The sequence below is a fragment of the Micromonospora sp. NPDC005686 genome, assembly GCF_042871665.1.
Taxonomy (GTDB): Bacteria; Actinomycetota; Actinomycetes; order Mycobacteriales; family Micromonosporaceae; genus Micromonospora.
Map to the genome: position 1 here is coordinate 497,216 of NZ_JBIAIY010000001.1, position 15,421 is coordinate 512,636.

The 15,421-nt window shown below is 73.9% G+C and carries 15 protein-coding genes and 1 tRNA gene; 11 read left to right on the plus strand and 5 right to left on the minus strand.

What is annotated here, in order from left to right:
- Positions 1 to 2 precede the first annotated feature (2 nt).
- The 6 genes from ACFYON_RS02295 (at position 3) to ACFYON_RS02320 (ending at position 5,781) form a co-directional block, all read left to right on the plus strand.
- A complete protein-coding gene (locus ACFYON_RS02295; protein ID WP_354864936.1) occupies positions 3 to 731 on the plus strand; it encodes a DUF4129 domain-containing protein in 729 nt (242 codons plus the stop codon).
- Complete coding sequence (locus tag ACFYON_RS02300; protein WP_354864937.1) at positions 728 to 1,312, plus strand: hypothetical protein; 585 nt, start codon at positions 728 to 730, stop codon at positions 1,310 to 1,312. The genes ACFYON_RS02295 and ACFYON_RS02300 overlap by 4 nt, the downstream gene beginning before the upstream one ends.
- The gene (locus tag ACFYON_RS02305; protein ID WP_354864939.1) at positions 1,312 to 2,310 is read left to right on the plus strand and encodes a MoxR family ATPase; all 999 of its coding nucleotides are present in this window, start codon (positions 1,312 to 1,314) and stop codon (positions 2,308 to 2,310) included. The genes ACFYON_RS02300 and ACFYON_RS02305 overlap by 1 nt, the downstream gene beginning before the upstream one ends.
- The gene (locus ACFYON_RS02310; RefSeq protein ID WP_354864941.1) at positions 2,310 to 3,671 is read left to right on the plus strand and encodes a DUF58 domain-containing protein; all 1,362 of its coding nucleotides are present in this window, start codon (positions 2,310 to 2,312) and stop codon (positions 3,669 to 3,671) included. Before ACFYON_RS02305 ends, ACFYON_RS02310 begins: the two co-directional genes overlap by 1 nt.
- A 114-nt stretch (positions 3,672 to 3,785) precedes the next feature.
- Positions 3,786 to 4,346: a hypothetical protein gene (locus tag ACFYON_RS02315; protein WP_354864943.1), complete on the plus strand. Its 561-nt coding sequence runs from the start codon at positions 3,786 to 3,788 to the stop codon at positions 4,344 to 4,346.
- A gap of 103 nt (positions 4,347 to 4,449) precedes the next feature.
- Positions 4,450 to 5,781 (plus strand): NAD(P)/FAD-dependent oxidoreductase, encoded by a 1,332-nt coding sequence (locus tag ACFYON_RS02320; protein ID WP_354864945.1) that lies wholly within the window; start codon positions 4,450 to 4,452, stop codon positions 5,779 to 5,781.
- A 74-nt stretch (positions 5,782 to 5,855) separates the two neighbouring features.
- Here the strand turns inward: ACFYON_RS02320 and ACFYON_RS02325 are convergent, their stop codons facing one another.
- Positions 5,856 to 7,682, minus strand: a complete 1,827-nt coding sequence (locus ACFYON_RS02325) for a hypothetical protein (protein ID WP_387320474.1) — start codon at positions 7,680 to 7,682, stop codon at positions 5,856 to 5,858.
- Positions 7,683 to 7,772: 90 nt separating this feature from the next.
- Between ACFYON_RS02325 and ACFYON_RS02330 the strand changes: the two genes are divergently transcribed.
- The 4 genes from ACFYON_RS02330 (at position 7,773) to ACFYON_RS02345 (ending at position 10,057) form a co-directional block, all read left to right on the plus strand.
- Positions 7,773 to 7,853 (plus strand) — tRNA-Leu (locus ACFYON_RS02330).
- 110 nt (positions 7,854 to 7,963) lie between these two features.
- Complete coding sequence (locus tag ACFYON_RS02335) at positions 7,964 to 8,836, plus strand: Bax inhibitor-1/YccA family protein (RefSeq protein WP_354864948.1); 873 nt, start codon at positions 7,964 to 7,966, stop codon at positions 8,834 to 8,836.
- Between the two features lie 124 nt (positions 8,837 to 8,960).
- On the plus strand, positions 8,961 to 9,719 hold the full coding sequence (locus tag ACFYON_RS02340; RefSeq protein WP_355095627.1) for a Bax inhibitor-1/YccA family protein: 759 nt from the start codon (positions 8,961 to 8,963) through the stop codon (positions 9,717 to 9,719).
- A gap of 17 nt (positions 9,720 to 9,736) precedes the next feature.
- Positions 9,737 to 10,057 carry a hypothetical protein gene (locus ACFYON_RS02345; protein ID WP_354864951.1) on the plus strand — a complete coding sequence of 107 codons (321 nt, stop codon included), beginning with the start codon at positions 9,737 to 9,739 and terminating at the stop codon, positions 10,055 to 10,057.
- Positions 10,058 to 10,096: 39 nt separating this feature from the next.
- Here the strand turns inward: ACFYON_RS02345 and ACFYON_RS02350 are convergent, their stop codons facing one another.
- From ACFYON_RS02350 to ACFYON_RS02365, 4 genes are all read right to left on the minus strand, one after another.
- Entirely contained in the window at positions 10,097 to 11,581 is a 1,485-nt protein-coding gene (locus tag ACFYON_RS02350; RefSeq protein WP_387257180.1) for a CHAD domain-containing protein, read from the minus strand.
- Between the two features lie 40 nt (positions 11,582 to 11,621).
- Positions 11,622 to 12,884 (minus strand): acetyl-CoA C-acetyltransferase, encoded by a 1,263-nt coding sequence (locus ACFYON_RS02355; protein WP_354864954.1) that lies wholly within the window; start codon positions 12,882 to 12,884, stop codon positions 11,622 to 11,624.
- A gap of 58 nt (positions 12,885 to 12,942) precedes the next feature.
- Positions 12,943 to 13,755 (minus strand): SGNH/GDSL hydrolase family protein, encoded by an 813-nt coding sequence (locus ACFYON_RS02360; protein ID WP_354864956.1) that lies wholly within the window; start codon positions 13,753 to 13,755, stop codon positions 12,943 to 12,945.
- A gap of 76 nt (positions 13,756 to 13,831) precedes the next feature.
- On the minus strand, positions 13,832 to 14,878 hold the full coding sequence (locus ACFYON_RS02365) for an SGNH/GDSL hydrolase family protein (protein ID WP_354864958.1): 1,047 nt from the start codon (positions 14,876 to 14,878) through the stop codon (positions 13,832 to 13,834).
- 140 nt (positions 14,879 to 15,018) lie between these two features.
- Here ACFYON_RS02365 and ACFYON_RS02370 point away from each other — a divergent pair, with 140 nt between their 5' ends.
- Positions 15,019 to 15,375, plus strand: a complete 357-nt coding sequence (locus ACFYON_RS02370; protein ID WP_354864959.1) for a YkvA family protein — start codon at positions 15,019 to 15,021, stop codon at positions 15,373 to 15,375.
- Positions 15,376 to 15,421 lie beyond the last annotated feature (46 nt).

Below are 15,421 nucleotides of genomic sequence, written 5' to 3' on the forward strand. Positions count from 1 at the left end.
GGATGGATTTCGGCGTGCTGCGCAGGTGGTGGCCGGTCGTCGCGGTGGCGGCGCTGCTCGTGGCCGCCGCGTTCGCCGCCGGCCACTCCGCCATCGGCGCCAGCCGGATCCCGCCAGTGGAGAACATCCCGTACGTCCCGGAATATCCGTCCGAGGCGCCGCCGACGATCCCCGTCGAGCCCCGGGAAGCCGGCATCCCCTCCTCGAGCGGGGTGGCCGACTGGCTGGGCACCGCCGCCGTGGCCCTGGTGGCCGTGATCGTGCTGGGCGTCGTCGGCTACGTGCTCTACAGCGTGGTAGGCGGCGCGCTGCGCCGGACCACACGCGCGGTGCCGGTCCGGCGCACCCGGCGGACCGCCGAGGGCACCGCCCGCGAGGTGGTGGCCGCCCTGGACGCCGGGCTGGAGGAACTGGACGACCGTGCCACCGACCCGCGAACCGCTGTCATCGCCTGCTGGGTCCGGCTGGAGGAGGCCGCCGAGGACGTGGGCGTGCCCCGGCGCACCGGCGACACCCCGACCGATCTGGTTGCGCGGCTGCTGCGCGGCGACCCGGCGGCCGGCATCCCGGCGATCGCCAGCGCCGACGTGCTGGACGGGTTCGCGCACGTCTACCGGGAAGCCCGGTACGCCACGCACCCGGTCGACGAGCGCACCCGGGACCAGGCCCGTGCCGCGCTGCGCCGGCTGCGCGGCGAGCTGACCAGCCTGGCGACGGGGGAGGCGTCGTGAGCACCAGCATCGACGACCTGCTCTCGTTCGGCGAGGAGCCCGCCGGGGAGGAGACCCGGCCCTCCGGCGGCAGCCGGGCCCGGCTGCTGCTGCGGACCGCCGCGGTCACCGCCGCCATCGTGGTCGTGGCAGTGGTCGTCCTGCGCACGGTCGGCCTGCGGGTGCCGATCTGGATCATCGTGGCGGGTGTGCTCGCGGTGCTCGCCGTACGCCGGGTCACCACCGCGCTCTCACCCCCGCCGCCGCCCCGCGCGGGGGCCCGGGCGCCCGCCGGTGAGGAGCCCGGCACCTGGAACTGGTCCGTCCGGGACGCGTTGCGTGTCGCGATCAACGGCTGGGAGCGCCCGCTGGACTGGTGTGCCGACAACCGGGACCGGTTCAACGAGCGCATCCTGCCCCGCCTCGGCGAGCTGGCCGACGAACGGCTGCGCCAGCGCCACGGCGTCACCCGTGAGTCCGACCCGGCCCGCGCCCGGTCGGTGCTGGGCGAGCCACTGTGGACGTTCCTCGCCGCCCCCGTCCGCCGCCCTCCGTCGCCGCGCGACCTCGCGGCGATCGTCGCCGAACTGGAGAAGATCTGATGAACGACGTGGACCGGAGCATGGCCCCCGCCGAGGTGGGCCGGCTCGCCCGGGCCGTCCTGGACGCGGTCGGCACCGTCGTGGTCGGCAAGCGCGACTCGCTGGAGCTGGTGCTGGCCGGCATCCTCGCCGGTGGTCACGTGCTGCTGGAGGATCTGCCCGGCCTGGGCAAGACGCTCACCGCGCGGTGCTTCGCGCAGGCGCTCGGGCTGGACTTCCGGCGACTCCAGTTCACCCCGGACCTGCTGCCCGCCGACGTGACCGGCTCGTTCCTCTACGACCAGAGCAGCGGCGACTTCGCGTTCCGGGCCGGGCCGGTGTTCACCAACCTGCTGCTCGCCGACGAGATCAACCGGACGCCGCCGAAGACGCAGTCGGCGCTGCTGGAGGCGATGCAGGAGAAGCAGGTCTCGGTGGAGGGCGTGACCTACAAGCTGGACGAGCCGTTCCACGTGCTCGCCACCGCCAACCCGATCGAGTACGAGGGCACGTACCCGCTCCCGGAGGCGCAGCTCGACCGTTTCCTGCTGCGTGTGTCGTTCGGCTACCCCAGTCACGACGAGGAGTGGGACGTGCTACGCCGCCGGATCGCCCGCCGCCGCGAGGAGGCCGAGATCAAGCCGGTGGTGGACGCGGCCACGCTGCGCGCGATGCAGGCCGCGCTGGAGGACGTGGTGGTGGAGGACTCGATCGGCCGTTACATCGTGGCGCTCACCGCTGCCACCCGGGAGCACCCGTCGGCGCTCGTCGGCGCGTCCCCGCGCGGCTCGCTGGCGCTGCTGCTGCTGTCCCGCGTGCGGGCGGTGCTCGCCAACCGCGACTACGTGGTGCCGGAGGACGTCAAGGCGGTGGCGGCGCCTGCTCTGGCGCACCGGATCACGCTACGGCCGGAGATGTGGCTGCGCCGGGTCGATCCGTCCTTCGTGGTCGGCGAGGTGCTGGAGTCGACGCCCGCCCCGGCCAGCGGCGCGCTGCCCAGCTACGCCGCCGGACGCTGATGGACCGGGCCGACGCGGCGAACGGCTGGGCGCCCACCTGGGCGCTCGGCCGGGCCGTGCTGCTCACCGGCGTGCTGCTCGTCGCCGCCGTCCTGCTCGGTCGCATCGATCTGGTGGTGCTCGCCACGCCGTTCGCGCTGGGGACCGCGTACGCGTTGCGCCGCCGTCCCGCCGGACTGCCCGAGCTGGAACTGGGCGTCGCGGACACCCGCCTGGTCGAGGGCTCGCCGATTGCCGCGACGGTCGCGGTGGCCAACCCCGACCTGGTCGGATACGACCTGGCGGTGGTCCGCACCCGGATGTCGCGCTGGCTGCGGGTGGAGCAGGTCGGCTTCGGCGGCACCGGGCTGGACGTGAGCCGCTCCGGCGGCGCGGACCGGCCGTTCGTCACCTCGGTACCCCCGGGCAGCGCCGTCGACGTGGAACTGACCGGCACCGCGCTGCGGTGGGGACGGCACCCGATCGGCCCGGCCGGGGCGCGGGTCGCCGCCGCCGACGGGCTGCTGGTCTCCCGCGCGGTGATCACCGAGCCGATCCGGGCCCGGGTCTATCCGCGTACCGAGTCGTTCGACGCGGTCGAGGCGATGCCCCGGGCCGCCGGGCTGGTCGGCGCGCACCGCTCGCGGCGGCCGGGCGAGGGCGGCGAACTGGCCGGGGTACGCGTGTTCGCGCCCGGCGACCGGCTGCGCCGGATCGACTGGCGGGTGTCGCTGCGGGCCCGGCAACTGCACGTCGCGGCCACCCTGTCCGACCGCGACGCCGAGGTGGTGCTGCTGCTGGACGTGCTGGCCGAGGCGGGCCGCTCCGGCGGCGTGAACGGGACCGCGTCGGTGCTGGACACCACGGTCCGGGCCGCCGCCGCGATCGCCGAGCACTACCTGCACCGCGGCGACCGGGTGTCGATGCTGGAGTACGGGCCGTCCGCCCGCCGGCTGCGCCCGGCCACCGGGCGGCGGCAGTACCTGACCGTGCTGGAGTGGCTGCTCGACGTGCAGGCCGACTCGTCCCCACACGAACCGTACGACCAGGTCTTCGGCCCTCAGGTGCTCTCCTCGGACGCGCTCGTGGTGGTGCTCACGCCGCTGCTCGACGAGCGGTCCGCGCAGATGCTGGCCCGGCTGGCCCGGGGCGGGCGGTTCGTGGTGGCGGTGGACACGCTGCCGGCCGAGCTGCCGGTGCCGAAGGAGCGGGGCTGGGCCGAGGTGGCGTACCGGCTGTGGCGGCTGGACCGGGACACCATGATCGGCCAGCTCCGGGAGCACGGGGTGCCGGTGGTGCGCTGGGCGGGCTCCGGCAGCCTGGACGAGGTGCTGCGCGACGTGGCCAGGTTGGCGACCGCCCCGAAGGCAGGGCTGCGGTGAGCGCGAGGAACGCAGCGAAGCGGAGTCCCGCAGTCGCGAACGATGAGGCAGCCCGGTGAGCGCGAGGAACGCAGCGAAGCGGAGTCCCGCAGTCGCGAACGATGAGGCAGCCCGGTGAACGCTGTCGTCGAGCGGGTGCGGGCCCTGCGGTACGCCGCCGCCCGGGTCAGCCCGCTGCCGCTGCTGGTACGCGGCGGCATCTTTCTCACCGTGCTGGCCGGCTTCCTGCTCGCGTACCCGGTGCAGGCCTTCACCCCGCGCTCGCTGCTGGTCCTGACGGTCGCCGCGGTGCTGCCGGCGGCCGGGCCGCGCCGGATCTGGCCGACGTTCACCGCGCTGGTCACGGTCGGCGGCTGGCTGCTGGCCGCGCTCGGCTTCGACCGTCCGCCGTCGCTGTGGCGGCTGCTCGCCGTGGCGACGCTGCTTTACCTGGCGCACTCGCTCTGCGCGCTCGCCGCGTTGCTGCCCTACGACGGTCTGATCGACCCGGACGTGGTGTCGCGGTGGCTGGGCCGGGCAGGCGGCGTGGTGCTCGCCAGCGCCGTGCTGGGCGTGGCGCTGGCCTGGCTCGGGGGAGTGGGCGGGACGGACGGCTCACAGGCGGTGACAGTGGTGGGGCTGCTGGTGGCGGTGGGTCTGAGCGCGCTGCTGGGGTGGCTGCTACGACGCAGGTGACGTAGCGTTCCGGTGGCGTTGCGCAGGTCACACGGGTTGTGCTCCGTCACAGAAGGGGGTCTCGAGCGGGATTACCCGGGGACCCCGGGGAAAGATAGATGACGTGAACCCGAAGCGGATCCTTGTCGTGGGTGCCGGTCACGTGGGCCTGTACGCCGCTCTGCGCCTGTCCAAGAAGTTGAACAGGCGTGAGGCCGAGGTCATCGTCGTCGACCCGCAGCCGCACATGACGTACCAGCCGTTCCTCCCGGAGGCATCGGCGGGCAACATCTCCCCTCGGCACGCTGTGGTGCCGTTGCGGCGGGAGTTGCGTAAGTGCACCGTGGTGGCGGGCACCGTCACCCGGATCGACCACGACCGCAAGACCGCTGTGGTGCAGCCGATCAGCGGCCCGGCCCGGGACATCCAGTACGACCACGTGGTCGTCGCCCCCGGCTCGGTCTCCCGCACCCTGCCGATCCCCGGCCTGCACGAGAACGGCATCGGGTTCAAGACCATCGGCGAGGCCATCTTCCTGCGCAACCACGTGCTGGACCGGCTCGACGTGGCGGCCTCCACCACCGACCCGGCGGTACGCGGCCGCGCGCTGACGTTCGTCTTCGTCGGCGGTGGCTACGCCGGCATCGAGGCGCTCGCCGAGATGGAGGACATGGCCCGGGACGCGCTGCGCTACTACCCGGAGCTGAAGCCCGAGGACATGCGCTGGGTGCTCGTCGAGGCGACCCAGCGGGTGCTGCCCGAGGTCGACCGGGATATGGGCGCCTACACGGTGCAGCAGCTGATGAAGCGGGACATGGACATCCGCCTGGACACCCGGCTGGAGTCCTGCGTCGACGGTGTGGTGAAGCTCTCCGACGGCGACAGCTTCCCGTCCGACACCATCGTCTGGACCGCCGGTGTGAAGCCGTCGCCGATGCTCGACGCGACCGACTTCCCGCGTGACGATCGTCGCCGGGTCACCTGCCGGCCGACGCTGCAGATCGTGGACGGCGACCGGGTGGTCGAGGGCGCGTGGAGCGCCGGTGACTGCGCCGCCGTGCCGGACCTGACCAAGGAGCCGGGCAACTTCTGCTCCCCGAGCGCCCAGCACGCGGTGCGGCAGGCCGCGCGGATGGCCGACAACATCGCGAACGTGATCCGCGGGCGCGAGCCGGTCGACTACAAGCACAAGCACGCCGGCAGCGTGGCCAGCCTCGGCCTGCACAAGGGCGTGGCGCAGGTCTACGGCATCAAGATGACCGGCTGGCCGGCCTGGTTCATGCACCGGACGTACCACATGTCGCGGATCCCCTCGTTCAACCGCAAGGTGCGCGTGGTGGTCGACTGGACGCTCGCGTTCTTCCTCAAGCGTGAGGTGGTCGCGCTGGGCCAGCTGCACGACCCGCGTGAGGAGTTCGCCGAGGCGTCCGCGCCGCCGGTCGCCGCGCGCGTCTGACGCCTTCGCGAAAGGGCCCTTCCCGTACGGGAGGGGCCCTTCGCCGTGTCCGGGCTCCGAACCGCTGCCCGGCCTCAGAACCGCCAGGTCCAGGCGTCGGCGAGCCGGACGCCGGGGCCGTAGAGCTGCTCCAGGGTGCGGCGCAGCATCTCGGCGTGCGGGGTGTCGTCGGTCACCGCGACGCACGAGGCGTGCCAGAACTCGACGTCCCGGGCGGCCTGGCGGCGTTGCCGGTCACCGACCGCGGGTGCCACGCCCCGGCGGGCCACGTCGGCGAGCAGTGCCGAGGTGGGACGCTGCCAGGTGCCCATGGTGGCCGAGCCGTTCCGGCCGTACGGGCCGATGAAGAAGCCCTCCGGCATGGCGAACGCGACGCCGGTGGCGGTGGCCCAGCGCATCGGCCAAGGATCCTGCGGGGTGGCGGTGGGCACCGGCACCAGCACGCCGCCGGGGCGTACGCACTGCCGCCAGTGGCCGCCGGTGACGAACTCGGGCAGCGGCGGCCGGTCCATGGTGGGCAGGGGCGTGGGAAAGACGCTGAGCACCGCCGCGCCGACCGCGACCGGGACGATCCGGCGGGCCCGGCCGGACTCGCCGAGCGCCCGGTCCACGGCGAGCGCGACCACCGTGCCGACGAGCGGCAGCACCGCGAGCGCGAACCGTGTGGGCAGCGCGCCGTCCACCACCGGCAGCCCGGCCAGCAACGCGTACGGGCCGGGGATCCCGGTCCGCTCACCGCCGGCCACCACCTCGGGGCCGAGCGCGAGCGCGGCCATCACCAGCGCGCCGGCCACGAGCGCCACCACCGGTGCACGCCGGCCCAGCCAGACCGCGCAGCCGACGGCGACCAGCAGCAGCGGCCAGCCCAGGAACGAGGTGAACTCGGCCGGGCCGGTGGTGAGCCGTACCGCCTCCGGGCTGCCGAACACCGACAGCGCGGAGAGGCGGGTCCAGGCGATCACGTCGGCCGAGAAGTAGGCGGGCGGGAACATCCCGTCCGCCACGCCCTGCGGGCCGTCGAACTGCACCCACAGCGGGTACGCCAGCACCGGCAGCGCCAGCCCGGCGGCGGCGAGCAGCCCACCGGCGAAGCCGCGGCCGGCCCGGCGCAGCAGGTCCCGGTCGGCCAGTCCGTACGCGACGGCGATCACCGCCAGGGTGAGCGCGGCGAGGAACAGCACCTCCTCGCCGACGAAGACCTGCACGGTGACGACAGCCGCCAGCCCGGCCGTCGAGGACGCCATCCGGCGGCGGTCCGGACCGTCCGCGCGGCCGGCCGGGTCGGCGGCGCGCAGCAGCCGGACCACGAGCCAGACCAGCGCCGGGACCAGCCACTGCGCGGTCATGTGCAGATGGCCGTTGCTCTGCGAGACCATGCCCGGCCCGAAGCCGCACAGCGCCGCGCCGAGCGCGGCCGCGAACCGGCGGGCCCGCAGGACACGGGTGAACAGCAGATACCAGGCGAGCGCCGTACCGGCCATGTTCGCGGCCACGAGCAGGGCGAACGTCACAGGCGCCCCGAACGCCAGCGTGACCGGGGCGAACAGCACGCCCAGCGCCACGACCGAGGTGTTCGCCATCAGGTTGACCCCGTCCGGCGCGTTCAACCGGTCGGTGACCAGGCTCAGCTCGCCGCGCAGGGCGCGCGCGTCCAGCGCCAGGAACCACTCGTACAGCGTCTGGTCGGCCGGGTTGAGCGCGAGCACGCGCGTGCCCGGCGCCGGCCAGAGTCCGTGGGTGAGCCAGCCGGCGAGCGCGACGAACGCCACCCCGACGAGCAGGTCCGCCCGGTGCCGCCGGAGCGCGGCCGTCACCCGCCGCGTGACCGCCGCCGGGCGGGCCGCCCGGGCGTGATCGGGCCCGGGTGCCGTGCGGGCGGCGCTGGTCACGGCCTCGACCATAACGGCCGCACCCGTCGGGGTACGCCGCGTCGCGGCCGAGCCGCTACGGTGAGATCTGCACCGCCGCGTGTCGACGCGCCGGTGTCACCCGCCCGGGTGGTGGAACGGCAGACACGGCCGCCTTAAAAGCGGCTGCCGCAAGGCGTGCGGGTTCGACCCCCGCCCCGGGCACGTGAACTCTCAGCTTTCCCACAGCTAGCCGTCGCACGGGCGATTGCGGCCACGTCTACCCTGGAGTAGCACGTCTACGTGCGATCGACCCCCTGAGGGAGGCCTGAGAAGTGAAGACCTCGAACCCGGTGCTCGCCCGGCTCGGCCAGGCGGCAGAGCGTGAGCGGGCGGCCGGGTACGCCCAGCCCGGGCCGTACGGTCAGCCCGGATACCCCCAGCAGTACCCGCAGCAGCAGTACGGCCCGCAGCAGTACCCCCAGCAGCCCTACGCCCAGCCCTACCCGGGCGGCTACGGCCAGCCGGTGGCCCCGCCCACCGTGACTCCGATGACCCTCGACGACGTGGTCGTCAAGACGGTCCTCATGCTCGCCATCCTCGGCGCCTCGGCCGCGGCGGCCTGGGTGCTCGTGCCGGACTCGCTCGTCGGCGTGGCCTGGATCGGCGCCGCGGTGGTCGGCCTGGTGCTCGGCCTGGTCATCTCGTTCTCGCGGATGGCCAACCCGGCGCTCGTCGTGGCGTACTCGGTCATCGAGGGCGTCTTCGTCGGCATGGTCAGCAAGGCGTTCGAGTCGCTCTACGACGGCATCGTGCTCCAGGCGGTCGTGGCCACGTTCGGCGTGTTCTTCCTGATGGCGATGATCTACAAGGCGCGGATCATCCGGGCCACGCCGAAGTTCGCCCGGATCATGGTGGCGATCATGGCCGGCCTGTTCGGCGTCATGATGGTCAACCTGGTGCTGGCGCTGTTCGGCGTGAACACGCACCTGCGTGACGGCAGCCCGCTCGCGATCGGCTTCAGCCTGGTCTGCATCGTGGTGGCGTCGCTGAGCTTCGTGCTCAACTTCGCCGACATCGAGGAGGGGGTCCGGATGGGCCTCCCGCAGCGCTACTCGTGGACTGCCGCCTTCGGCATCGTGGTGGGCCTGGTCTGGCTCTACATCGAGATCCTGCGGCTGCTCAGCTACTTCCAGGGCGACGACTGACAGCACGCCCTCCCCGACGACGCCCGCCTGCCGCATCCGCGGCGGCGGGCGTCGCCGTTTCCCCGTCCCGGCCGCCCCGCCGGGGGCAGAGTGGGATTCGGTACGTGGGCGGGAGGTGGTCACGGTGCGCAGTGCCAATCCGGTGCTGGACCGGCTGGACGACGTCGGCCGCGCGCAGCGGCAGGTGCTCGGGGTCGGGACCGCCGACGCGATGACGGTGGCCGACGTGGTCAGCCGGACCGTGGGCCTGCTGCTGGTCACCGGCGTCACGGCGGCGGTGTCCTGGGTGGTGGTGCCGCAGGCGGCGTGGATCTCCGCAGCGCTCGCCGGAAGCGCGCTGGCCAGCCTCGCCCTGGTGCTCGTCATCTCGCTGAAGCAGATCACCAGCCCGCCGGTCATCGTCGGGTACGCGGTGCTTCAAGGGCTGCTGCTCGGGGTGGCCAGCCGGGCGTTCGAACTGGTCTATCCGGGCATCGTGGCGCAGGCGGTGGTCGGCACGTTCGGCGTCTTCCTCGGCATGGCCGTGCTCTACCGGGCCCGGCTGATCCGCGCCACCCCGCGCCTGGCCCGCCTGGTCATCGGCACGCTCGTCGGGATCGTGGCGATCGGGCTGGTCAACCTGTTCGCGTACCTGTTCACCGGGCGGCAGGGGGCGGTCGTCTACAGCCTCAGTGACCGGGTGGGCTGGTTGCCGTACCTGTTCTCGGTGGTGGCGATCATCGCGGGCGCGCTCAGCTTCATCCTCGACTTCGACCTGGTCGAGCGGTCGGCCGCGAACCGGTTGCCCCGCCGGTACGCCTGGTACTGCGCGTTCGGACTGCTGGTCGGGCTGATCTTCCTGTACTGGCAGATCCTCCGCCTGCTCAGCTACGTACGCCGCTGACCGTAGACTCGGCGGCGATGAGCGCAGCGGAACTGGACCGGGCGGTGACCCTGCTGGTCCGACAGATCGGCCACTGGCAGCAGCCGCGCTGGTCGGCCAAGGCCGACGGCGGCAACATGTCCCGCGCCGACCTGGTGCACAAGCTGGTCCAGGAGATCGCCAACCTGGCCGCCGACGCGGCCGGTGAACCGCGCCGCGTGGTGCCCCGGCTCCCCACCGACCTGGCGCTGCCCGACCAGCTCCGCGTGGTCGCCGCCGACCTGGCCCTTGCGGCTCCGGCGGAGCCGGTGCTGGCCGAGGCGGCCGAGGCGGTGGCTCGCACCCGCTCGGCTCTGTAGGCCCGCCGCCCCGGGTGGCAGTGGGTGAGAACCGTCCGCTCAGCGCTTCAGCCAGCGGCGTACCTTCCGGTGCCGGGCCCGGTCGCGCGCCCGCAGCACCGCCGGGCGGTCGTGGCCGGCGGCCTCGGCCTGCCGCGCGTGCAGCAGGCCGTAGGTGAACGTGTTCTCGCCGTCGGCGTACGCCTGGAGCGCCTGACGCCGGAGCACCTCGCGGGTCACCACCGAGTCCTGGTGGGTGCCGAGCAGATCCTGGAGCGCCTTGAATCGCTTCACCAGGCGTGCGGCCGGCTTGCCGGCGGCCGGCTTCCGCACCTCCACCGCGTACCGGGCGGCCTTGAGCTTCTTGCGTGCCTCGTGCAGCGCGCCGTCCCCGGACGGCCCGGCGACGGTGAACGCCCGGTCCAGCCGCTCATCGGCGCGGCGTACCGCCCGGCGGATCCTGCGGTCCACCCAGCGTCGGCCGACGTCGGCGGGCGGGGCGTCGGCCAGCCGGTCGAGGCGGGCCAGCAGTTCGGGGTAGCGGTCGGAGTCCAGCGCGGACCGCAGCGCCGCGGTCGCCTCGGCCAGGTCGGCGGCGAACCGTTCGCCGATCCGCGCGGCCACCGGGCCGAGCACCAACTCGTCCGGCAGCTCGTGCACCGCGTCGGTGAGCCGAACGGCCATCACCTGGGTGTCGCGGACCCGCCCCAGCTCGCTGCCGAGTCCGCGCAGTTCGGCTCGTAGCGTCTCGCTCTCCCTGCGGTCCCACAGGCCCCGGAAGGTACGCAACGTCGCCCGCAACCGGCGGGTCGCAACGCGCATGTCGTGGACCGCGTCCTCGTCCCCCTGGTACGCGGCCGCGTGGTTGCCGACGATCGCGTCCCGCTGCGCCCGGACGTACGCGAGGACCGGCGCCGCCGGGCCGTCCGGTTCCCGGTCGTCGAAGCGCTCGATCCGGGCGGCGACGGCCCGGTGCGACTTGCTGACCGCCACGTCCTGCGCGCCGGCCGCGTGCAGCCGCTCGCCGAGGGCGTCCAGCAGACCCTCGTCGCCCTCGACCAGCTCGATCTCGATCTCGTGCCAGGCCCGCTCCGCGCCGTCCACGAGGTCTTCGGACCGGACGTCGTCCTCGGCGACCTCGGCCAGCACCCGGTCGTCCGCGTCCAGCAGCTTGCGTTCCCGGCGGCGGTTGACGACCCGGGCCGCCGGAGCGACAGGACGACCGCGCGACGCGGCCCGGATCAGCGCGGCCAGCTCGGGCGGCGGGCCGTCGTCGGACGCCCCGGCCGGGAACTGATGCTCGACCCGGGCGCCGCCGACCGCGCCCACCTTGAGATGCCAGCCCGCGTCGTGCCCGCCGGTACGCCGACGCAGCGCGTGCCCGCTGCGCAGCAGGAGCAGATCGTCGGTGTCCCAGTAGACGGCGTCCAGATCCGAGACGGTGGCGTCGGACATGGTCACGACGCCACCGCACCCGGTCAGGTCGGGCAGCTGGAAACCCTCGTCGCCGGAGTACTTGCGCTCACGCTCCACGACGGTTGCCATGCGGCTTCCCGTACCCGGCCCGGGCTCCGGCGAACCGGTCTCAGCTCAGTCGTTCGAGCACCATCGCCATGCCCTGGCCGCCGCCGACGCACATGGTCTCCAGACCGATGGTCTTGTCGTGCCACTCCAGCGAGTTGAGCAGCGTGCCGGTGATCCGCGCGCCGGTCATGCCGAACGGGTGGCCGACGGCGATCGCGCCACCGGCGACGTTCAGCTTCTCCTCCGGGATGCCGAGCTGCCGGTACGAGGGGATCACCTGGGCGGCGAACGCCTCGTTGATCTCGACCAGGTCGACGTCGTCGATGGTCATGCCGGCACGCTTGAGCGCCTGCTTCGACGCCTCGACCGGGCCCAGGCCCATGATCTCGGGGGAGAGCCCGGTGACACCGGTGGAGACGATCCGGGCCAGCGGGGTGAGCCCCAGCTCGGACGCGCGCTGCGCGCTCATGATCACCACGGCGGCGGCGCCGTCGTTGAGCGGGCAGCAGTTGCCCGCGGTGATCCGGCCGTCCGGGCGGAACACCGGCTTCAGCCCGGCCACCGCCTCCAGGGTCACCCCGGCACGCGGACCGTCGTCGGTGCTGACCACGGTGCCGTCCGGCGTGGTGACGGGGGTGATCTCGCGGGCCCAGAAGCCGTCCGCGATCGCCTTCTCGGCGAGGTTCTGGCTGCGGACGCCGAACGCGTCCATGTCCTCGCGGGTCACGTCGTAGACCTGGGCCAGGTTCTCCGCGGTCTGCCCCATGGCGAGGTAGATGTCGGGGAGCTGACCGGCCTCGCGCGGGTCGGTCCACACCTCGGCGCCGCCCTTCGCGCGGGCCGAGGAACGTTCCCGCGCCTCGGCGAAGCGGGGGTTCTCCCAGCCGCCCCCGACCAGCGCCTGCGCCTCCGGCGGGAGCGTGTCCGAGTTGCCCCGGGCGTACCGGGAGACCATCTCCACACCGGCGGAGATGAACACGTCGCCCTCGCCGGCCCGGATCGCGTGCATCGCCATCCGGGTGGTCTGGAGCGAGGACGCGCAGTAACGGGTCAGCGTGGCGCCGGGCAGGCCGTCCAGCCCCATCAGGGTGGCGACGACCCGGGCCATGTTGAAGCCCTGCTCGCCACCGGGCAGACCGCACCCGAGGTAGAGGTCGTCGATGGTGGTGGGGTCGAGCGCTGGGACCTTGTCGAGGGCGGCCTGGACGATCGTTGCGGCGAGGTCGTCCGGGCGGACCTCGCGGAGGGAACCCTTGAACGCGCGGCCGATGGGGGACCGGGCGGTGGCGACGATGACGGCGTCGCGGGGCGACTCAATCGGCATGAGCCAACGTTAACGCGCTAGTAACATGCCCGGGAAGCCGCGAGGCGGGCGGGAAATGTCACCCCGTGGGCGGTCGCCGGTGGTGCCGGAACGCGACAGCGGCGGCGGCCTCGACTGCCGGGAGCAGGGCGTGCGCCCACACCCGGTAGCCGTCGGCAGACGGATGGAAGCCGTCGTGGCACAGCGTGCCCGCGTCCGCGCGGAATACCGGACCGGTCTCGGTGCCCAGGTCGACGACGGTGCCGCCGGCGTCCAGCACGGCCGCCGTCTGGGCCCGTGCCATCCGCCGTCCGGACCAGCCGAGCACCTGGCGCAGCGGGGCGGCGACCGCGCGGACGGCGCCGAGATCCGGACACGTGCCCACGACCACCTCGACGTGCGCCTCCCGCAGCCGGCGTACCGCCGAGCCGAGATAGGCCGCCGCGTCACCGGGCCGGGCCATGGCAGTCGCGTCGTTTGCCCCGATCAGCACCACCGCCACGTCGGGCCGCTCGCCGAGCAGTGCCCGCGCCACCTGGGTGGCCAGATCGGTCGCGCGCGAGCCGGAGACACCGACGCTGGACAACTGCACCCGGCGGCCGGACGGTCCCTCGGCGAGCAGGTTGGCGAGCTGGCCGCCGATGGTGTCCTCGAACCGGTCGACGCCCACGCCGAGCGCCGACGAGTCGCCCAGCAGCACCAGTCGCAGCGGCAGAGCGTCGGCGCGTCCGACCGTCGCGCGCAGCATCAGACCCAGCTCGGGCTGGGCGTACTCCCGGCTACGGGCGGCGACGGCCTGGCCGGCCAGGACCGCCGCCCCGCCCACCGTGCCGGCCAGCAGCGACAGGGCCGCCGCCCGGCCCCACCGGGCCACCTCACTGCGCTCGCTCATGACAGCACTCCGCTTCGCTCCGTGCCGCCATGAGGCACCTCCGCGCCGAGCCGGCCGATTCGCTCGCTGCGCTCGCTCATGCCGTTCCCTCCAGCGTTGCCGAGTCGGCGGCGCTGCCGGTCGATGGCACCGCGCCGACGCCGAAGAAGGCCCGCCGGCGAAGCTGCGCCCACCGCCCGCCCGGCCCGCGGTCGCGCCCCCGGAACTGGGCGCCGCTGACTTCCGTGCCGGCGTGCCGGGCCGCCTGCTGGGCGGCCTCCGGGAGCGACCGTACGCCTTCCACGCCGGGCAGGACAGGCCCGCGTTCCGGGACCGCGCCCAGGGCGGACAGCGCGGTGGGCAGCAACGCCGCCGCTGCTATCGCATACCCCTCGGCGGAGGGGTGGAATCGGTCCCAGGCGAACATCCGACCGGGGTCGGCGGCGAACCGCGGCCCGAGCATGTCGCCGAGCGAGACGGCACGGCCGCCGGCCTCGACCACTCCCACCGTCTGCGCGGCGGCCAGCTGGCGGCTCCAGCGCCGGGCCAGCCAGCGCAGCGGCGGCTGGATCGGCCGGATGGTGCCCAGGTCGGGACAGGTGCCGACGACCACCTCACAGCCGGCTGCCCGCAGCGTGCGGACCGCGTCGACCAGGTAGCGCACGGCCACCGGGAACGGTGTGCGGTTGGTGACGTCGTTGCCGCCGACCAGGATCACCGCCACGTCCGGCCCGACCTCCAGGGCGGATTCGACCTGCGGCTTCAGGCCGGACGACAGCGCGCCGACCACGGCGAACCGGTGCAGCCGGACCGGCCGGTGCAGCCGGCGGGACAGCCCGGTGGCAAGCAGCGAACCCGGCGTCTCCCGGCGCCTGTGCACGCCGTAGCCGGCCGCGGAGGAGTCGCCCAGGACGACCACGGTGATCGGAGGACCGGGCAGCCTGGCTCCGTAGACGCCGTCGCAGCGAGGCGGCGGGGCCTGGGCCATCGGGATGGTGCGGCGAGCCTGCCGGGCCTGGCCGAGCAGCACCCCGCCGGTGGCGAGGGTGGCCGCCACCGTGGCGCCCGTGCCGACCGCCGCGAGGCGGACGATCTGCCGGGCGCGCTGCCGGCGGACCGGCGCGACGGAACCAGCGTCCCCCATGAACCGACAGTATCGCGCCGGTACGACCACTGCTGTCCGTGATCGGATGGCTGGGCGACGCCCGGAATGGGTACCGGTGGGGTAGTGGGTGCGGACTTGCCACCGGGCCGCACCATGGTCGGGCAGAGAGGGGCGACATCATGGGGAAGACGTTGAAGCGCAGCGCCGCGTTCGCCGCGCTGGCCCGGGCGCTGGCGGCGGGCACGCGGGGCGGGCCGTCGCTCGGGGCCCGGCTGGCGGCGCTGCCGCGGATGATCCGCGCGACCAGCCGGGGCGAGTACGACGGTGGCCTGCGCCTGGCGCTGATGGCCGGGGCGACGGCGTACATCGTCTCCCCGATCGACCTGCTGCCGGAGATCCCACTGGCGATCTTCGGACTGGCCGACGACGCGGTCATGGTCACCTGGCTGGCCGGCAGCGTGCTCGCCGAGACCGAGCGGTTCCTGGAGTGGGAGACGCGTCGCAGCTCCGTCATCCCGGGGCATGCGGTGCCCTGAGGGCACGTACGCTGGTCGGCGAACTGACGGCTGACCGACCGCCCCA